This is a genomic window from Conexibacter sp. SYSU D00693 (assembly GCF_017084525.1).
In the GTDB taxonomy this organism is placed as follows: domain Bacteria; phylum Actinomycetota; class Thermoleophilia; order Solirubrobacterales; family Solirubrobacteraceae; genus Baekduia.
In genome coordinates this window covers 3,244,736-3,260,011 of the sequence record NZ_CP070950.1, presented here as the reverse complement: position 1 = coordinate 3,260,011, position 15,276 = coordinate 3,244,736, and the positions used below count along the sequence as shown (strand labels likewise).

Annotated in this window: 16 protein-coding genes; 13 read left to right on the top strand and 3 right to left on the bottom strand. The window is 75.7% G+C overall.

Features of this window, described 5'->3' with window-relative positions; genetic code table 11:
- The first annotated feature begins 15 nt into the window (after positions 1 to 15).
- Positions 16 to 843 (top strand): dTDP-4-dehydrorhamnose reductase, encoded by an 828-nt coding sequence (gene rfbD, locus JUB12_RS16180; protein ID WP_205696446.1) that lies wholly within the window; start codon positions 16 to 18, stop codon positions 841 to 843.
- Positions 840 to 1,829, top strand: coding sequence for a dTDP-glucose 4,6-dehydratase (gene rfbB / locus JUB12_RS16175; protein WP_205696445.1), 990 nt, complete (start codon positions 840 to 842; stop codon positions 1,827 to 1,829). The genes rfbD and rfbB overlap by 4 nt, the downstream gene beginning before the upstream one ends.
- A gap of 264 nt (positions 1,830 to 2,093) precedes the next feature.
- On the opposite strand, the gene JUB12_RS16170 is transcribed toward rfbB, so the two are convergent.
- The gene (locus JUB12_RS16170; RefSeq protein WP_205696444.1) at positions 2,094 to 3,434 is read right to left on the bottom strand and encodes a calcium-binding protein; all 1,341 of its coding nucleotides are present in this window, start codon (positions 3,432 to 3,434) and stop codon (positions 2,094 to 2,096) included.
- A 45-nt stretch (positions 3,435 to 3,479) separates the two neighbouring features.
- On the bottom strand, positions 3,480 to 3,908 hold the full coding sequence (locus JUB12_RS16165; RefSeq protein WP_205696443.1) for a hypothetical protein: 429 nt from the start codon (positions 3,906 to 3,908) through the stop codon (positions 3,480 to 3,482).
- 29 nt (positions 3,909 to 3,937) lie between these two features.
- Here JUB12_RS16165 and JUB12_RS16160 point away from each other — a divergent pair, with 29 nt between their 5' ends.
- From JUB12_RS16160 to JUB12_RS16125, 8 genes are all read left to right on the top strand, one after another.
- Positions 3,938 to 4,573 carry a TetR/AcrR family transcriptional regulator gene (locus JUB12_RS16160; RefSeq protein ID WP_205696442.1) on the top strand — a complete coding sequence of 212 codons (636 nt, stop codon included), beginning with the start codon at positions 3,938 to 3,940 and terminating at the stop codon, positions 4,571 to 4,573.
- The gene (locus JUB12_RS16155) at positions 4,570 to 5,226 is read left to right on the top strand and encodes a uracil-DNA glycosylase (protein WP_205696441.1); all 657 of its coding nucleotides are present in this window, start codon (positions 4,570 to 4,572) and stop codon (positions 5,224 to 5,226) included. The genes JUB12_RS16160 and JUB12_RS16155 overlap by 4 nt, the downstream gene beginning before the upstream one ends.
- A gap of 88 nt (positions 5,227 to 5,314) precedes the next feature.
- Complete coding sequence (locus tag JUB12_RS16150) at positions 5,315 to 9,766, top strand: DEAD/DEAH box helicase (protein WP_205696440.1); 4,452 nt, start codon at positions 5,315 to 5,317, stop codon at positions 9,764 to 9,766.
- 180 nt (positions 9,767 to 9,946) lie between these two features.
- Complete coding sequence (locus JUB12_RS16145) at positions 9,947 to 10,228, top strand: hypothetical protein (protein WP_205696439.1); 282 nt, start codon at positions 9,947 to 9,949, stop codon at positions 10,226 to 10,228.
- Positions 10,229 to 10,254: 26 nt separating this feature from the next.
- Positions 10,255 to 10,407, top strand: coding sequence for a lasso RiPP family leader peptide-containing protein (locus JUB12_RS16140; protein ID WP_205696438.1), 153 nt, complete (start codon positions 10,255 to 10,257; stop codon positions 10,405 to 10,407).
- A 36-nt stretch (positions 10,408 to 10,443) separates the two neighbouring features.
- Entirely contained in the window at positions 10,444 to 10,605 is a 162-nt protein-coding gene (locus tag JUB12_RS16135) for a lasso RiPP family leader peptide-containing protein (protein ID WP_205696437.1), read from the top strand.
- Between the two features lie 111 nt (positions 10,606 to 10,716).
- The gene (locus JUB12_RS16130; protein ID WP_205696436.1) at positions 10,717 to 11,493 is read left to right on the top strand and encodes a DNA-formamidopyrimidine glycosylase family protein; all 777 of its coding nucleotides are present in this window, start codon (positions 10,717 to 10,719) and stop codon (positions 11,491 to 11,493) included.
- Positions 11,490 to 12,230 (top strand): glycerophosphodiester phosphodiesterase, encoded by a 741-nt coding sequence (locus tag JUB12_RS16125; RefSeq protein WP_205696435.1) that lies wholly within the window; start codon positions 11,490 to 11,492, stop codon positions 12,228 to 12,230. The genes JUB12_RS16130 and JUB12_RS16125 overlap by 4 nt, the downstream gene beginning before the upstream one ends.
- Here the strand turns inward: JUB12_RS16125 and JUB12_RS16120 are convergent.
- Positions 12,227 to 12,778, bottom strand: a complete 552-nt coding sequence (locus tag JUB12_RS16120; RefSeq protein WP_205696434.1) for a hypothetical protein — start codon at positions 12,776 to 12,778, stop codon at positions 12,227 to 12,229. The two genes, JUB12_RS16125 and JUB12_RS16120, sit on opposite strands and share 4 nt — an antisense overlap.
- On the opposite strand from JUB12_RS16120, the gene JUB12_RS16115 reads away from it, so the two are divergent.
- From JUB12_RS16115 to JUB12_RS16105, 3 genes are read left to right on the top strand one after another with little or no spacing between them, the layout of a single operon-like run.
- The gene (locus JUB12_RS16115) at positions 12,777 to 13,310 is read left to right on the top strand and encodes an RNA polymerase sigma factor (protein WP_241004295.1); all 534 of its coding nucleotides are present in this window, start codon (positions 12,777 to 12,779) and stop codon (positions 13,308 to 13,310) included. The two genes, JUB12_RS16120 and JUB12_RS16115, sit on opposite strands and share 2 nt — an antisense overlap.
- On the top strand, positions 13,303 to 14,532 hold the full coding sequence (locus tag JUB12_RS16110; protein ID WP_205696433.1) for a DUF4349 domain-containing protein: 1,230 nt from the start codon (positions 13,303 to 13,305) through the stop codon (positions 14,530 to 14,532). Before JUB12_RS16115 ends, JUB12_RS16110 begins: the two co-directional genes overlap by 8 nt.
- Positions 14,533 to 14,578: 46 nt before the next feature.
- The gene (locus tag JUB12_RS16105; RefSeq protein WP_205696432.1) at positions 14,579 to 15,274 is read left to right on the top strand and encodes a Crp/Fnr family transcriptional regulator; all 696 of its coding nucleotides are present in this window, start codon (positions 14,579 to 14,581) and stop codon (positions 15,272 to 15,274) included.
- Positions 15,275 to 15,276: the final 2 nt, after the last annotated feature.

Here is a 15,276-nt window from a genome sequence, read left to right as displayed (position 1 = left end):
CGCGGCCGACTTCTGGTGACGGGCGCCGCCGGGATGCTCGGCCACCGCGTCGTCGCCGACGCGCGGGCGCGGGGCTTCGGCGTCGTCGGGGTCGACGTGGCGGAGGCCGACCTCACCGACGAGGCGGCTGCCACGTCCCTGCTCGCGGAGGTCCAGCCGCGGGCCGTCGTGCACTGCGCGGCCTGGACCGACGTCGACGCCGCCGAGGAGCGCGAGGAGGACGCCCGGCGGGTCAACGAGGACGCGTCGCGCTTCGTCGGCCGGGCGGCTGCGGCGGTCGGGGCGCGGGTCGTCGCGGTCTCGACGGACTACGTCTTCGGCGGCGAGAAGGACAGCCCGTGGGTCGAGTCGGACCCGACCGCACCGCTCGGCGCCTACGGCCGGACGAAGCTCGCGGGGGAGGTCGCGCTGGCCGACGAGCAGCCCGACCACGCCGTCGCCCGCACCGCCTGGCTCTTCGGCGCCGGCGGCAAGAGCTTCTGCGACACGATGCTCCGCCTCGGCGCCGAGCGCGACGCCGTGCAGGTCGTCACGGACCAGGTCGGCTGCCCGACCTGGACCGGCCACCTGTCGCCGGCGCTGCTGGACCTCGTCGAGGTCGACGCCACCGGCGTCTTCCACACCGCGGGCGCCGGCCGGTGCTCGTGGCACGAGCTGACGGTCGAGCTCTTCCGCCTCGCCGGCGTCGACTGCCGCGTCGAGGAGACCACCGCCGCGGCGTTCGCCCGTCCGGCCCCGCGTCCGGCCTGGTCGGTGATGGCCACGGAGCGCCCCGAGACCCCCCGGCTGCCGGCCTGGGAGGAGGGCGTCGCGGCGTTCCTGCGTGAGAGGATCGACGGATGAAGCTGCTCGTCTGCGGCGGCGCCGGGTTCATCGGCTCGAACTTCGTGCGCCACCGCGTGCGCGACCACGGCGACGAGGTCGTGGTGCTCGACAAGCTGACCTACGCGGGCCGACCGGAGAACCTCAAGGACCTCGGCGTCCGCCTCGACGCCGGCGCGATCGAGGACGCCGACGCGGTCCGCACCGCGATGGCGGGCGTCGACGCCGTCGTGAACTTCGCCGCCGAGACCCACGTCGACCGCTCGATCTCCGGCCCGCACGCCTTCGTGGAGACGAACGTCACCGGCACGCTGACCCTCCTGGAGGCCGCCCGCGAGCTCGGCGTCGGCCGCTACGTGCAGATCTCCACCGACGAGGTCTACGGCTCCATCGACGAGGGGTCGTTCACCGAGGCCAGCCCGCTCGAGCCCTCGTCGCCCTACAGCGCCTCCAAGGCCGGCGGCGACCTCCTCGTCAGCTCGTACACCCACACGTACGACCTCGAGACCGTCATCTGCCGCGGGTCCAACAACTACGGCCCGTACCAGTACCCCGAGAAGCTCATCCCGCTGATGGTCCTCAACGCCCTGCACGGCGACCCGCTCCCCGTGTACGGCGACGGCAGGAACGTCCGCAACTGGCTCTTCGTCGAGGACTTCGCCCGCGGCATCTCCCACGCCCTCGCGCATGGCGCCCCCGGCGAGGTCTACAACGTCGGCGGACCGGACGAGGCCCAGAACATCGACGTCGTCCACGCCATCCTGCGCCACACCGGCGCCGACGAGTCCCTCATCACGTGGGTCACGGACCGCCCCGGCCACGACCGCCGCTACTCCCTGGGCTCCGAGAAGATCCGGGCCCTCGGCTGGGAGGCCCAGGTCCGCTTCGACGAGGGCCTCGAGCGCACGGTCTCCTGGTACCGCGAGAACGCGTGGTGGTGGGAGCCCATCCGCTCGGGCGAGTACCGGGAGTACTACGAGCGCCACTACGGGCGGGCGCTGGGCTGAGGTCCTCCGCGCGTTCGGCGTGCTGCGAACCGCGCGCTGGTCCGCACGGAAGGAGGGGAAGGGCCGGGCCCTCGCCGGGTTCGCGGGGCGGCTTCGAGGTTCGGACCCGGGCGCGGATCCGCACCGCGGTGCGCAACGGCTGGCTGCACCGCGTCCATGACGGGGTGTCCTCCCTCGCCGCCAGCCTGAGCCCTCAGGCACGATGGCTGGCGGCGACCTTCGCACGGGCGGCGTGCTCAGCCACGTGTCGGCTGCCGCGCTGCACTAGTCCGCCGCCGCCCGCAGCACCGTCCGCCGCGCCCGCGCGACGACCTCGCACCCCCGCACGCTGTCGCCGGCGTCGACGTAGGCCTTGTCGCGCCCCGGGCCGCAGTCCACGAAGTCCTCGCCGCCGCCCATCGCGACCACGACGTCGTCACCGCTGCCGCCGAAGACCTGGTCGGGGTCGGTGCCCCCGTTGAGGCGGTCGGCGCCGGCGCGGCCGCGGAGCAGGTCATGGCCGCGGCCGCCCTCGAGGGTGTCGCGGCCCGGGCCGCCGTCGAGGCGGTCGTCGCCGGTGCGGCCGAAGAGCTGGTCGTCGCCCTCGCCGCCGAGGAGCAGGTCGCTGCCGGACTCGCCCTCGAGGTGGTCGTTGCCGCGCAGGCCGACGAGGACGTCGTTGCCGGCGCCGGCGAGGATGAGGTCGGCGTCCGGGTCCTCGGCGGTCGGGGCGTCGAGGCCCGTGAGGCGGTCGGGGCCGGCGGTGCCGCGCATGGTGTGCAGGACCGCGGCGCCGAGGGTGCCCTGGCCGGCGGCGTTGGGGCCGCCCGTCAGGAACCCGGGATGCTCGGTCGCGTCGAGCGGGTCGTCGTCCAGGTCGACGGCCTCGGGGCGCTCGACGCGCTCGCAGCCCGTGACGGGCGCCGTCGACGCCCGGGCGAGCACCAGGACGTCGTCGCCCCCGCCGCAGTCCACCGAGCGGGCGCCCGGCGCGAGGACGCGGTCGTTGCCGGGGCCCGCGTCGACGGCGTCCGCCGATCCGCCGCTCACGACCAGGTCGTCACCCTCACCCGCGTCGACGACGTCCGGGCCGGTGCCGCCGTCGAGCCGGTCGCTGCCCGGTCCGCCGAACAGCGTGTCGCGCCCGGACCCGCCCCGCAGCACGTCGTCGCCCTCGCCGCCGAGCAGCAGGCGGTCGTTGCCGCGACCGCCGTCGACGTAGTCGTCGCCCGGCCCGCCCTCGACGAGGCGGTCGTCGCCCAGGCCGTCCTCCACCACGTAGTCGTTGCCCGGGCCGGCGCGGACGACGTCGTCGCCGTCGCCGCCGTCCACCCGGTCGTCGCCCACCCCGCCGTCGATGCGGTCGTCGCCGGTCCCGCCGTTGATCCGGTCGTCGCCGCTCCCGCCGTCGACGCGGTCGTCCGCGGAGTCGCCGTAGAGCTCGTCGTCGCCGCCGCGACCGACGAGCGTGTCGCGCGCGAAGCCGCCCGCGAGGACGTCCTGGCCGTCGGAGCCGACGAGCCGGTCCGGGCCGGCGGTGCCCGCGCTCACGAGGGCCCAGGCCGGCGCGGCGCCGAGCCCGAGGACCACGCCCACGGTGGCGCACGCGCGCACGGGCAGCCGCATGCGGCGCGACGCTACCGACGCACCGGCCTGCGGTGCGCCGGGTCCCTACTGGCCCAGGCCGGTGATGCGCCAGCCCTGGCGCCCGCGCTCGAGCGTCAGGGTGTCCGTGCGGTCGCTGCCGCCGCCCTCGCCCTTGACCGTCACGGTCGCGCGGTTGCCCGAGACCTGCACGCGCTCGACGTCGAGGTCGAACGTGTCGACGTCCTTCAGCGCGTCCTCGAGGGCCGACTCGCACGCCTCGCCCGAGGCGCGCTGGATGCTCTGGCGCAGGCCGTCGGCGAGGAGGTCCTGGCAGATCTCGCCGCCGTCGCGCGTGCCGCCCTTCTCCTCGAGGTCCTCGACGACCTGCGCGACGCGCCGCTGCTCGCCCTGGAAGTCCTCGGCGGAGTCGTTGGACTGGGACGAGGTGCAGGCGCCGAGGCCGGCCGCCGCGGCGACGGCCAGCGCAGCGGTGCAGGCGCGACGGGCGAGCATCGCCGCCAGCCTACCTACGATGTGGGCAGATGAGCGCGACGCCCGTGCCCCGTGGTCGCCACGCCCCGCCGCTGGAGGTCCGCCAGGCCGTCCAGCGCGAGCGGCTGCTGCGCGCGGCCGCCGACGTCTTCGCGCGCAGCGGCTACGCCGAGGCCAGCGCGGAGGCCATCGCCCGCGAGGCGGGCATGTCGAAGGCCACGTTCTACGAGCACTTCTCCAACAAGGAGGAGTGCATGCTCGGCCTGTTCGACGACGTCGCGCAGCGGCTGCTCGAGCGGCTGGCCGCGTCCGTCGACGGCGAGTTCCCGAACTACCGCGAGCGCCTGCGCACCCGTGTGCGCTCGTTCATCGAGGCGATCTCCGACGAGCCCAACGCGGCGCGCGCGATCCTCGTCGACATCATCGGCGCCGGCCCGAGCGCCGCCGAGCGCCGCGACGCGATGCTCGACCTCATCACCGACGCGGTCTACCGCGACAACCACGAGGCGGCGCCCGCGTACGGCGCGCCGCGCTACGTCTCGCGCGACGACGCGTTCCTCTGCGTCGGCGCGGTCGCCGAGATCCTGGGACGCCACCTGCGCACGGGCCAGCCCGAGGACCCGCTCGAGCTCGTGCCCGCCATCGAGCGCCTCTTCTTCGGGGTCCTCGAGCACGGCGCCCGGTGACGGTCACGTCGTGCCGGCGCTGTCCCCGCCTGGTGGCCTGGCGCGAGGAGGTCGCCGCCAAGCGCCGCGCCGCCTTCGCCGACGAGCACTACTGGGGACGGCCCATCCCGTCGCTCGGCGACCCGGAGGCGCGGATCGTCCTGCTCGGCCTGGCACCTGCCGCCCACGGCGCGAACCGGACGGGTCGCGTGTTCTGCGGCGACCGCTCCGGCGACTTCCTCTTCGAGGCGCTGCACCGCACGGGCCTGAGCGCCTACGCGCGCAACCGCGAGCGCACCGACCCGGTGGCGCTCAACAGCGTCTGGATCACCGCGGCCGTGCGCTGCGCGCCGCCCGCCAACAAGCCGCTGCCCGTCGAGCGCGACACCTGCCTGCCGTGGACGGCGCACGAGCTCGCGCACATGGAGGACGTCCGCGTCGTCGTCTGCCTCGGCGCCTTCGCGTGGGACGCCGCGCTGCGCCTGCGCGTCGCGCTCGGCCACCCGCCGCTCACGCCGCGCCCGAAGTTCGGCCACGGCGCGCTGGCGCGGCTCGAGCCGTGGCCGCTGCTGGGCACCTTCCACCCGTCCCAGCAGAACACCTTCACGGGCCGGCTGACGCCGCAGATGCTCGACGACGTCCTCCTGCGGGCGCGCGAGATCGCGCAGGTCTGACGCGCTTCGTCACCGAGCACGCGGCTCGTGCACGAATCGGACGCGTCGACGGTCCGGGCGCGAGGCCGGGCCGTACCCTGGGTGCGTCGTGTCCCTCGAGGCCTTCACCCCAGCCACCCGCGCCTGGTTCGAGCGTGCCTTCGAAGGCCCGACCGCCGTGCAGGAGCAGGCGTGGCCGGCCATCGCGTCGGGCGACCACGTCCTGATCTCCGCGCCGACCGGCAGCGGCAAGACCCTGGCGGCGTTCCTGTGGGCGCTGGACCGCATCGCCGCTGGGGCGGGCGGGGACGGCGTCGAGGCCGAGCGCCGCACGCGGCTGGTCTACGTGTCGCCGCTCAAGGCGCTCTCCTACGACGTCGAGCGCAACCTGCGGGCGCCCCTCGCCGGCATCGGCGCCGACGTCCGCGTCGCGCTGCGCACGGGCGACACGCCGCAGAAGGAGCGCGCGCAGATGCGCCGCCAGCCGCCCGACGTCCTGATCACGACGCCGGAGTCGCTGTACCTCATCCTCACGAGCGGCGCGCGCGAGATGCTCACCGACGTCGAGGCGGTGATCGTCGACGAGATCCACGCCGTCGCCGGCACGAAGCGCGGCGCGCACATGGCCCTGACGCTCGAGCGCCTCGCCGCCCTCGCGGGCGAGCATCAGCGCATCGGCCTGTCGGCGACGCAGAACCCGCTGGAGGAGGTCGGGCGGTTCCTCGTCGGCCCGCGCCGCCAGTGCCGGATCGTCGACGCCGGCGTGCGCAAGCCGCTCGACGTCCAGATCCAGGTCCCCGTGGAGTCGATGGTCGAGCCCGAGCAGTCGACGGGCGACCTGGATCCCCTGGACCCCCTCGCCGGCGGGGAGGCGACCCGCAAGTCGATCTGGCCGGCGATGTACCCGAAGATCCTCGAGCTGGTCCGCGAGCACCGCTCGACGATCGTCTTCGTCAACGCCCGCCGCGGGGCCGAGCGCCTCGCGCTGCGCCTCAACGAGCTGGCCGCCGCCGAGGCGGAGGCCGAGGGCCAGGAGCCCAAGGAGATCGCCCGGGCCCACCACGGCTCACTGGCGCGCGAGGAGCGCCTGGTCATCGAGGAGGAGCTCAAGGCGGGGCGGCTGCCGTGCCTCGTCGCCACGAGCTCGCTGGAGCTCGGCATCGACATGGGCGCCGTCGACCTGGTCCTCCAGGTCGAGTCGCCGAAGTCCGTCTCCCGCGGCCTGCAGCGCATCGGGCGCGCCGGCCACGCCGTGGGCGACACGAGCAAGGGGCGGATCTTCCCGAAGTTCCGCGCCGACCTGCTCGAGTGCACCGTCGTCACGAAGCTCATGCGCGAGGCGCGCATCGAGCCGACGGTCGTGCCGCGCAACGCCCTCGACGTCCTGGCCCAGCAGGTCGTCGCGATCGCCGCGGCGGCGGGCGAGGACACCGGCGTCTCGGTCGACGAGCTCTTCGCGCTCGTCACCCGCACCTACTCCTACAGCGAGCTGCCGCGCGAGCTGCTCGAGAACGTCCTGGACATGCTCGACGGGCGCTACCCGTCCCAGGAGTTCGCCGAGCTGCGCCCGCGCATCGTCTGGGACCGCGTCGCGGGGTCGATCCGCGCGCGCAAGGGCGCGGGCCGGCTGGCCATCACCAACGCGGGGACGATCCCCGACCGCGGCCTGTTCTCCGTCGTGCTGCCCGACGGCCGGCGCGTCGGCGAGCTCGACGAGGAGATGGTCTACGAGGCGCGGGCCGGCCAGACCTTCCTGCTGGGCGCGTCGGCGTGGCGGATCGAGGAGATCGGCCGGGACCGCGTCGTCGTCACGCCCGCGCCCGGTGCGCCGGGCGCCGTGCCGTTCTGGCGCGGGGACAGCGTCGGGCGGCCCAAGGAGCTCGGCAAGGAGATCGGCGCGTTCTCGCGCTGGGCGGTCGACCAGTCCGAGGAGACGCTGCGCGACGGCTACGACCTCGACCCGCTCGCCGCGCGCAACCTCCTCGCGTACCTGCGCGAGCAGCAGGAGGCCACGCGCGTCGTCCCGTCGGACACGACGCTCGTCGTCGAGCGCTTCCGCGACGAGATCGGCGACTGGCGGCTGTGCGTCCTGAGCCCGTACGGCGGCCGCGTGCACGCCGCGTGGGGCCTGGCGCTCAGCGCGCGCCTGCGCGACGAGCTCGGCCTCGAGAGCGACGCGATCTGGTCCGACGACGGCATCATCGTCCACCTCCCCGACACCGACGAACCGCCGACGGCGGACCTCGTCCTGCTCGAGCCCGACGAGCTCGAGGACCTCGTGGTCGGGGAGCTGGGCGCCAGCGCCCTCTTCGGCGCGCGCTTCCGCGAGAACGCCGGCCGGTCGCTGCTCATCCCGCGCGCGTACCCCGGCAAGCGCACGCCGCTGTGGCAGCAGCGCCTCAAGTCCCAGTCGCTGCTCGAGGTCGCCAAGCGCTACGGCGACTTCCCCATCGTCCTCGAGACCTACCGCGAGTGCCTGCGCGACGTCCTCGACGTCCCCGGCCTGCAGGACCTCCTCACGCAGGTCCACCGCCGCGAGGTCGACGTCGTGGAGGTCGAGACGAAGACCGCCTCGCCGTTCGCCTCCTCCCTGCTCTTCGACTACGTCGCCACGTACATGTACGAGGGCGACACGCCGAACGCCGAGCGGCGGGCGGCCGCCCTCTCGCTGGACCGCGAGCTGCTGCGCGAGCTCCTGGGCCAGGAGGAGCTGCGCGACCTCATCGACGCCGCGGCGCTCGAGCAGGTCGAGGCCGACCTCCAGCATCGCTCCGACCGGCTGCGCGCGGCCAACCGCGACGGCCTGGCCGACGTGCTGCGCCGGCTGGGCGACCTGTCGCTCGACGAGGTCCGCGACCGCACGCTGGCCGGCGTCGACCCCGAGCCGATGCTCGCCGAGCTCGAGGCCGAGCGGCGCGCCGTCGTCCTGCGCGTCGGCGGGGAGCCGCGGTGGATCGCGGCGGACGACGCCGGCCTCTACCGCGACGCGTTCGGCGCCGTGCCGCCGGGCGGCCTGCCGCAGGCGTTCCTCGAGGAGGTCGCCGACCCGCTGCGCCAGATCGCCTCGCGCTACGCCCGCACGCACGGGCCCTTCACCACGCGGGAGGTCCGCGACCGCTACGGGATGGACCTCCTGCCGGCGCTCGAGGCGCTCGAGGCGGCCGGCGAGCTGGTCCGGGGCGAGCTGCGCCCGGGCGGGACCGAACGCGAGTGGTGCGACCCCGACGTGCTGCGGCGCATCCGCCGCGCGTCGCTCGCGGCGCTGCGCAAGGAGGTCGAGGCAACCGACCAGCGGGCGCTCGCGGCCTTCCTGCCCAGCTGGCAGGGCGTGGACCGCCACCCGGCGGCCGGTGCCGGGATCGACCGCCTGCGCGAGGTCCTCGTGCCGCTGCAGGGGCTGGCCCTGCCCGCCGACGCCTGGGAGCGCGACGTGCTGCCGCGCCGCTGTGGCGCGTACTCCCAGACGTGGATGGACCAGCTGTGCGCCTCGGGCGAGGTCGTCTGGGTCGGCGCGGGTGCCCTGGGGCGCAACAGCGGCCGGGTGGCGCTGTACCTGCGCGACGACGCGGCCGCGATCGGCCCGCCGCCGGCGAAGGGCGAGGTGCCCGACGGCGAGGTCGTCGAGGCCGTCCGCGAGCGCCTGCGCCTCGCGCCGTGCTTCTTCACCGACCTCCTGGCCGAGCTGCCCCACGACCCCGAGGCCCTGGGCGACGCGCTCTGGGACCTGGTCTGGGCCGGGGAGGCCACCAACGACGCCTTCGCGCCCCTGCGCGCGCCGCGGCTCACGCTGGCCCGCGCGCAGCGCGCCGCCGTCCAGCGCCGGGCCGGCCGCGCCGGCGGCACCCGCTTCGGCGCCCGCCGCGGCGGCGGCGCCCAGCCGCAGGTCCAGGGGCGCTGGTCGCTCACCGGCGGCCTGTTCGCCGGCGGCGAGACCGACCCGCGGGCACGGCGGCGCACCACGGCGGAGCTCCTGCTCGAGCGCTACGGCATCGTCACCCGCGAGCAGGTGCTGGCCGAGGGGGTGCCCGGCGGCTTCTCGGGCCTCTACGACGCGCTGAGCGACCTCGAGACGCTCGGCGTCTGTCGCCGCGGGTACTTCGTCGAGGGCCTCGGCGGCGCGCAGTTCGCGCTGCCCGGCGCGGTCGAGCGGCTGCGCGCGGGCGCGGGCCCGGCGGCCGAGGAGGCGGCGCCCGTCGTCCTGGCCGCCACGGACCCCGCCCAGCCCTACGGCGCCGCGCTGAAGTGGCCCGAGCCGCGCGCGGGCGCCTCCGGGCGTCGCACCCCGGCGCGCGCCGCGGGCGCGCACGTCGTCCTCGCCGGCGCGGAGCCCGTGCTCTACGTCGAGCGCGGCGGCCGGGCGCTGCAGGTGCTCGTCGAGGAGGACGATCCGCGGGTGCGCGCGGCGCTCGAGGCGCTCGCCACCTGGGTGACCGCCGACCGCCGCCGGCGCCTCGCGCTCGAGCGCGTCGACGGCGAGGAGGTCGTCGGGTCGCCGTGGGAGGCGCCGCTCGTCGAGCTGGGGTTCCGTGCCGGACCCCGGAAGCTCACCCTCTCCGCCTGAGCCGCGGCGCGCCGCCACATCGGCCGGCGCGCCGAACCCCTCCATCGGGACGCGGTGAACGGCACCATCGGCACGACGAACGGCAGCACACCTACCGGAATCCGGGGCGCTTGAGCTAAGGTTCCGCCGCGAACGAGCTTCCGAACGGGACGGAGGCTCAGGACTCAAGGGGGACGGGCAGTGCGCAAGAGAGGACTTGCAGTGCTCACGGGCGGCATCGCCGCGCTGGCACTGGCCGCACCGGGCACCGCGTCGGCGCAGACCGGCCTGGGCGACACGTGCGAGGCCCTGCTCGGCGGGAGCAGCACCGTGCCGGTGAACCTGCCGCCGCTCCTCCAGGCGAGCATCGACCTCTGCAACAACGCGGGGACGACGCAGCCGTCGCCGCCCTGCAAGACGACGATCAACCTGTCGCCGATCGTCCGCGTGCGCTACGCGCTGCTCGGCATCTGCTTCAGCTAGGACAACGGGGACAAGGGGGAACTGGAATGGACTACGAGACTCCTGAGGTCAAGGACCTCGGCACGCTCGCGGAGCTGACGCAGGGCGCCGGCTCGCTCGGCTTCGAGGACGGCAGCGGCAAGACCATCACCGCGGTCGTCGACGAGCTGATCGGCATCAGCATCGGCATCCTGCCGTAGGCTGCACACGAACCACGGACGACCAGGGGGACTTCCATGGACTACACGACTCCGACGGTCACCGACCTGGGTGACCTCGCGAAGCTCACGCAGGCGAGCGGCATCATCGGCACCGAGGACGGCGCGGGCAAGACCGTGCAGGTCCAGGTCGGTCCCGGTGGCAGCGTCATCGACCTGAGCATCGGCCTCCTGCCGTAGGGCAGGCCGAGCACCACGACGTCGGACGACGGCCCCGCCTCGGCGGGGCCGTCGTCGTTCTCCGGCCCGGCGCTCCGGCGCGCCAGGCCCGCGGCTACCCTCGCCACGACCGTGCCCGAGGGCGACACGATCCACTACGCGGGCAACCGGATGCGGCCGGTGCTCGAGGGCTTCGTCCCCGACGACCTGCGCACGCCCCACCCGCGCTTCACGCACGACCGCTGGCCCGAACGGCTCAAGGGCCGCGCCATCCGCTCGGTCGACGCGCACGGCAAGCACCTCTTCCTGCGCTTCGAGGGCGACCTCACGATCCACTCGCACCTGCGGATGACCGGGTCGTGGGGTGTGCACCGTCCCGGTCAGCGCTGGAAGCGCGCGCCGCGGCGGGCGTGGCTGGTGATGGAGCGCGCCGGCCACAGCGTCGTCCAGTTCGACGGCCCGGTGCTCGAGCTCCTCACCGAGTCGCGCACGCGCTTCGACCAGCGCCTCGCCGCGCTCGGCCCGGACCCGATCCGCGAGGACTACGACGAGCGCGTCTTCCTGCGCCGCCTGCGCGAGGACGACCCGACGCGCCCGATCGGCGACGCCCTGCTCGACCAGCGCACCGTCGCGGGCATGGGGACGGTCTGGCGCGCGGAGGCGTGCCACATGGTCGGCATCGACCCGCACCGCCCGACGGGGCAGGTCGGCGACGACGACGCGCTCGAGCTCGTGCGCTCCGTGCGCCCGGCGATGCAGGAGTGCGCCCGCATCAGCCCCATGCGCCGCCCCAAGGCCGTCTACGGCCGCGCCGGCAAGCCCTGTCCGCGCTGCGCGACGCTGGTCAAGGGCGGCACGCTCTGGGAGGACAACCGGCCCGTCTACTGGTGTCCTGGGTGCCAGCGGTGAGCGGCGCGGACGAGCGGGCGCTGCCGCGTGCCCTGCGGCGCGTCGGCCACAAGGGCGCCGACCACCTCGTCCCCGGCAACACGCTGGCGAGCTTCGACGCCGCGCTCGAGCACGACGTCGACATGGTCGAGTTCGACGTCCTGCCCGAGCGCACCGACGGCACGGGCCGGCTGCTGCTGGCCCACGACTACGTCGACCTCGAGCGCCGCCGCGGCGAGGTCCTGACGCTCGAGGAGGGCCTGGACCACGTGGCGCGGGAGACGTGGGGCGCCATCGAGCTCGACGTCGACCTCAAGCTCCCGGGCTACGAGGACCGCGTCGTCCACGCGCTGGCCCAGCGCGGGCTCACCGACCGCGCGCTCGTCTCGACGATGGAGCTCGCGTCGCTGCGCAGGCTCCGCGAGCTCGACCCGGCGCTGCGCCTCGGCTGGTCGGTCCCCAAGGTCCGCCGCGACTACCTCGCGCACCCGGCGACGAAGGCGCTGGCCGTCGCCGGCGTGGCCGTCCTGCGCCGCCACCTGCCGCGACGTGTGGCCGCCGCGATCCGCGCGGGCGCCGTCGACGCGGTGATGGCGCACTGGTCGGTGGTGACGCCGCGCATGGCGGCGGCGGTGGCCGACGCCGGCGGCGAGCTCTACGTCTGGACGGTCGACGACGCCGCGCGCATCGCCGAGCTCGAGGCGCTCGGGGTGACGGGCGTCATCACGAACGACCCGTCGCTCTTCGGCCCCCGCTAGGCGATGACGCAGGACGCGGCGCTGAAGCGCTTGGGGTCGGCCCCGCGCGTCGGCGCGTGACCCGACTCGGTGCGCTTGCGCGCGCGCCGCACGACGTCGCCGCCACGGCGCCACTCGAACGTCACCGCGCCGCGCACCCGGTAGGCCGAGCCGGACTCGGGCGCCTTCAGCGTGAAGGTCCGCCCCGCCTGGCGGGCCCTGTAGCGCGCGGAGCCGAGCTTGACCCAGCCCGAGTCCCCGCTCGAGCCGATGTTGTGCCAGGCGCCGTCCGTCGCGCTGAGGTACTGGACCTGGAAGCGCACGTACATGCGCTCGCTCGCGAAGCCCGAGCCGGGCATCGACGCGCGGATCCCCACGGCGTTCGGATGGGCGGTGGTGTCGCACACGTTGACCGTCGCCCACAGCCGCTTGGACTGGTAGATCGACGGCGGCGACTCGGCCTCCTGGGCGGGCCGGGCGGCGGATGGGACGGCACCGGCGGCCGCGATCGCGCAGGCCGCGGCCAGGACCGGTGTGATGGTCCGGCAGGTCCGTCGTAGTGCTGGCATGAGCAGTGCCCTCGACATGGCGCTTCCCCGTCCCGAACAGCCGGTCCTCGCGTTCGATGCGCTCTACCGCACGACGGCGTCCGACGTCTTCGCCTACGTCATGGCGCTCGTGCGGGACCGAGCCGTCGCGGAGGATGTCACCGCGGCGGCCTTCGAGCGGGCCTGGCGGCGCAGGACCTCCTTCGACGGCCGGCGCGGCAGCCAGCGCGCCTGGCTCTTCGGGATCGCGCGCAACGCCGCGCTCGACGAGCTGCGCCGCCGCAAGCGCGGCGCGGCCCTGGTGGCCGAGCCACCGGATGCCGGGGCCTGGGACCCCGACCCCGCCGAGGACGAGGCGGAGGCCGCGCGCCGTGCCGTCGTCCGCGCCGCGCTCGAGGGCCTGTCGCCCCGTGAGCGCGAGCTCGTCGCCCTGCGCTTCCACGCGGGGCTGACCGTCGCCGAGATCGGGCGCGTCCTCGGGGTCTCCGAGCGCGCCGCCGCCATGCGCGTCCACCGCGCCGTCGTCCGCCTCCGGGAGCTCTGCCATGCGTAGCCGTCCCCTGCCCCCCGACGTCCTGCGCGAGCTCGAGGAGCTCGATCGCGCCGTGGCCGGCGACCCGGCGGCCGAGCCCGAGCTCCTCCAGCTCGTCGCCGACGTGCGCGCCGCCGCGCCGCAGGCCGACCCCGCCTGGGCCGCCCGCCTCGACGGTCGCGTGGCCGAGGGCTTCGCGCCGGCACCGAGCGCCGCGCCGTCCGTGGCCGACCGCCCCGCGCGCCGCCGCGGCCTGACGTGGCGCCTGGCGCCCGCGGGCGCGCTGCTGGCCGGCCTCGTCGCGCTCGTCGTCGTGCTCGGCGGCAGCGACGACGGTGAGCGCCCGACGTCCGCGGTCTCGCAGTCCTCGACGGCGGCGGCGCCGGAGGCCGCCCGCGACGCGGCCGGTGCCGCCAGCGCCGACGGTGGCGACGGTGGCGCCGAGCCGTCGGCCACCCTCGAGGCCGTCCCGCCGCCGACGGTGCAGTCCGACGTCGCGCCGAGCTCGACGGGCCGGGCCTACGCGCCCGTCCCGCCCGTCGCCCCGGCGCCGTCGCGGCCGGGCGGCTCGCGCTCGGTCGAGCGCTCCGCCGAGCTCGAGCTCCGCGTCGCGCGCAAGGACGTCCAGCGCACGGGCGACGGCGTCGTGCGCACGACGCAGGCCCTCGGCGGCTACGTGCAGGACTCCGACGTCGCGGTCACGGACCGCGGCGGGACGGCGACCTACACCCTGCGCGTGCCCTCCCGGCGCCTGCAGGACGCCCTGCGGCGGCTCTCGGCCCTGGGCAACGTCGCCGCCCTGCGCCAGGCCTCCGAGGACATCACGGGCCAGCGCGACTCGGCGGCGGGCCAGCTCAACGACGCGCGGGCCGAGCGTCGTGCGCTCCTGCGGGCCCTGGGTCGCGCCGACAGCGCCCGCGAGATCGCCGCGCTGCGCGCCCGGATCGCCGACAACCGCCGGTCGATCGCCCAGCGCGAGGCGGCGCTCACCCGCGTCGACCGCCGGGCCCAGCTCGCGACCGTCTCGGTGACCGTCCGCGCCGCGCGCGCGGACGCCGCCGGCGACGAGGACGAGGGCGGCGCCTGGACGCCGGGCGACGCCCTGCGCGACGCCTGGAGCGTCCTGCAGGTCATCGCGGGGGCGCTCGTCGTCGGGCTCGCGGCGCTCCTGCCGGTGGCGGCGCTGGCCGCCCTGGCACGGCTGGGCCTGCGCCGGCGCCGCGAGGCGGTGCTCGAAGGCTGACGGCAGGGCGTCCGTCCCCTCCTCCGGGTCTGGTAGTCCTAGGGCCGTGGGGACGGACGCCGCCACTGCCGTCGGCCTGCTCGCCCAGGTCCCCGTCTTCGAGACGCTGCACCCGCCCGACCTCGCGCGGGTGGCGGAGGTCGCCGTCCCGCGGCGCTTCGGCGGCGGCCAGGTCATCTTCCGCGAGGGCGACGAGTCCGACACCTGCTACGTCGTGCGCACCGGCCACGCCCGCGCGATCCGCGAGCACGCCGACGGCCGGACGATCGCGCTGGCGCACTTCGGCCCGGGCGACATCTTCGGCGAGCTGGCGATGTTCGACGACGAGCGGCGGTCGGCCACCGTCGAGACGCTCGACGACGTCGAGGCGGTCGCCATCCTCGGGTCGGACATGCGGCGGCTGCTGCGCGAGCACCCCGACATCGCCGTGAAGCTCGTCATCTCGCTCGGCCGGCGCCTGCGCGAGGCCAACGAGCGCCTGGCGCGCCAGTCCTTCCAGACCGTGCAGTCGCGCGTGGCGGGCGTGCTCGGCCAGCTCGTCGGCCAGGCCCAGGCCGAGGGCGCGGCCGAGCGCGACGTCCTCGTCACGATCACCCAGGCCGACGTCGCGCAGCTCGCCGGGTCCTCCCGCGAGTCGGCCAGCCGCTTCCTCGCGGTCCTCGAGCGCGCCGGCGTGGTCACCCAGGGCCGCGGCCGCATCACCGTCCACGACCCGGACGCGCTGCAGCGCTACGTGTACTGAGC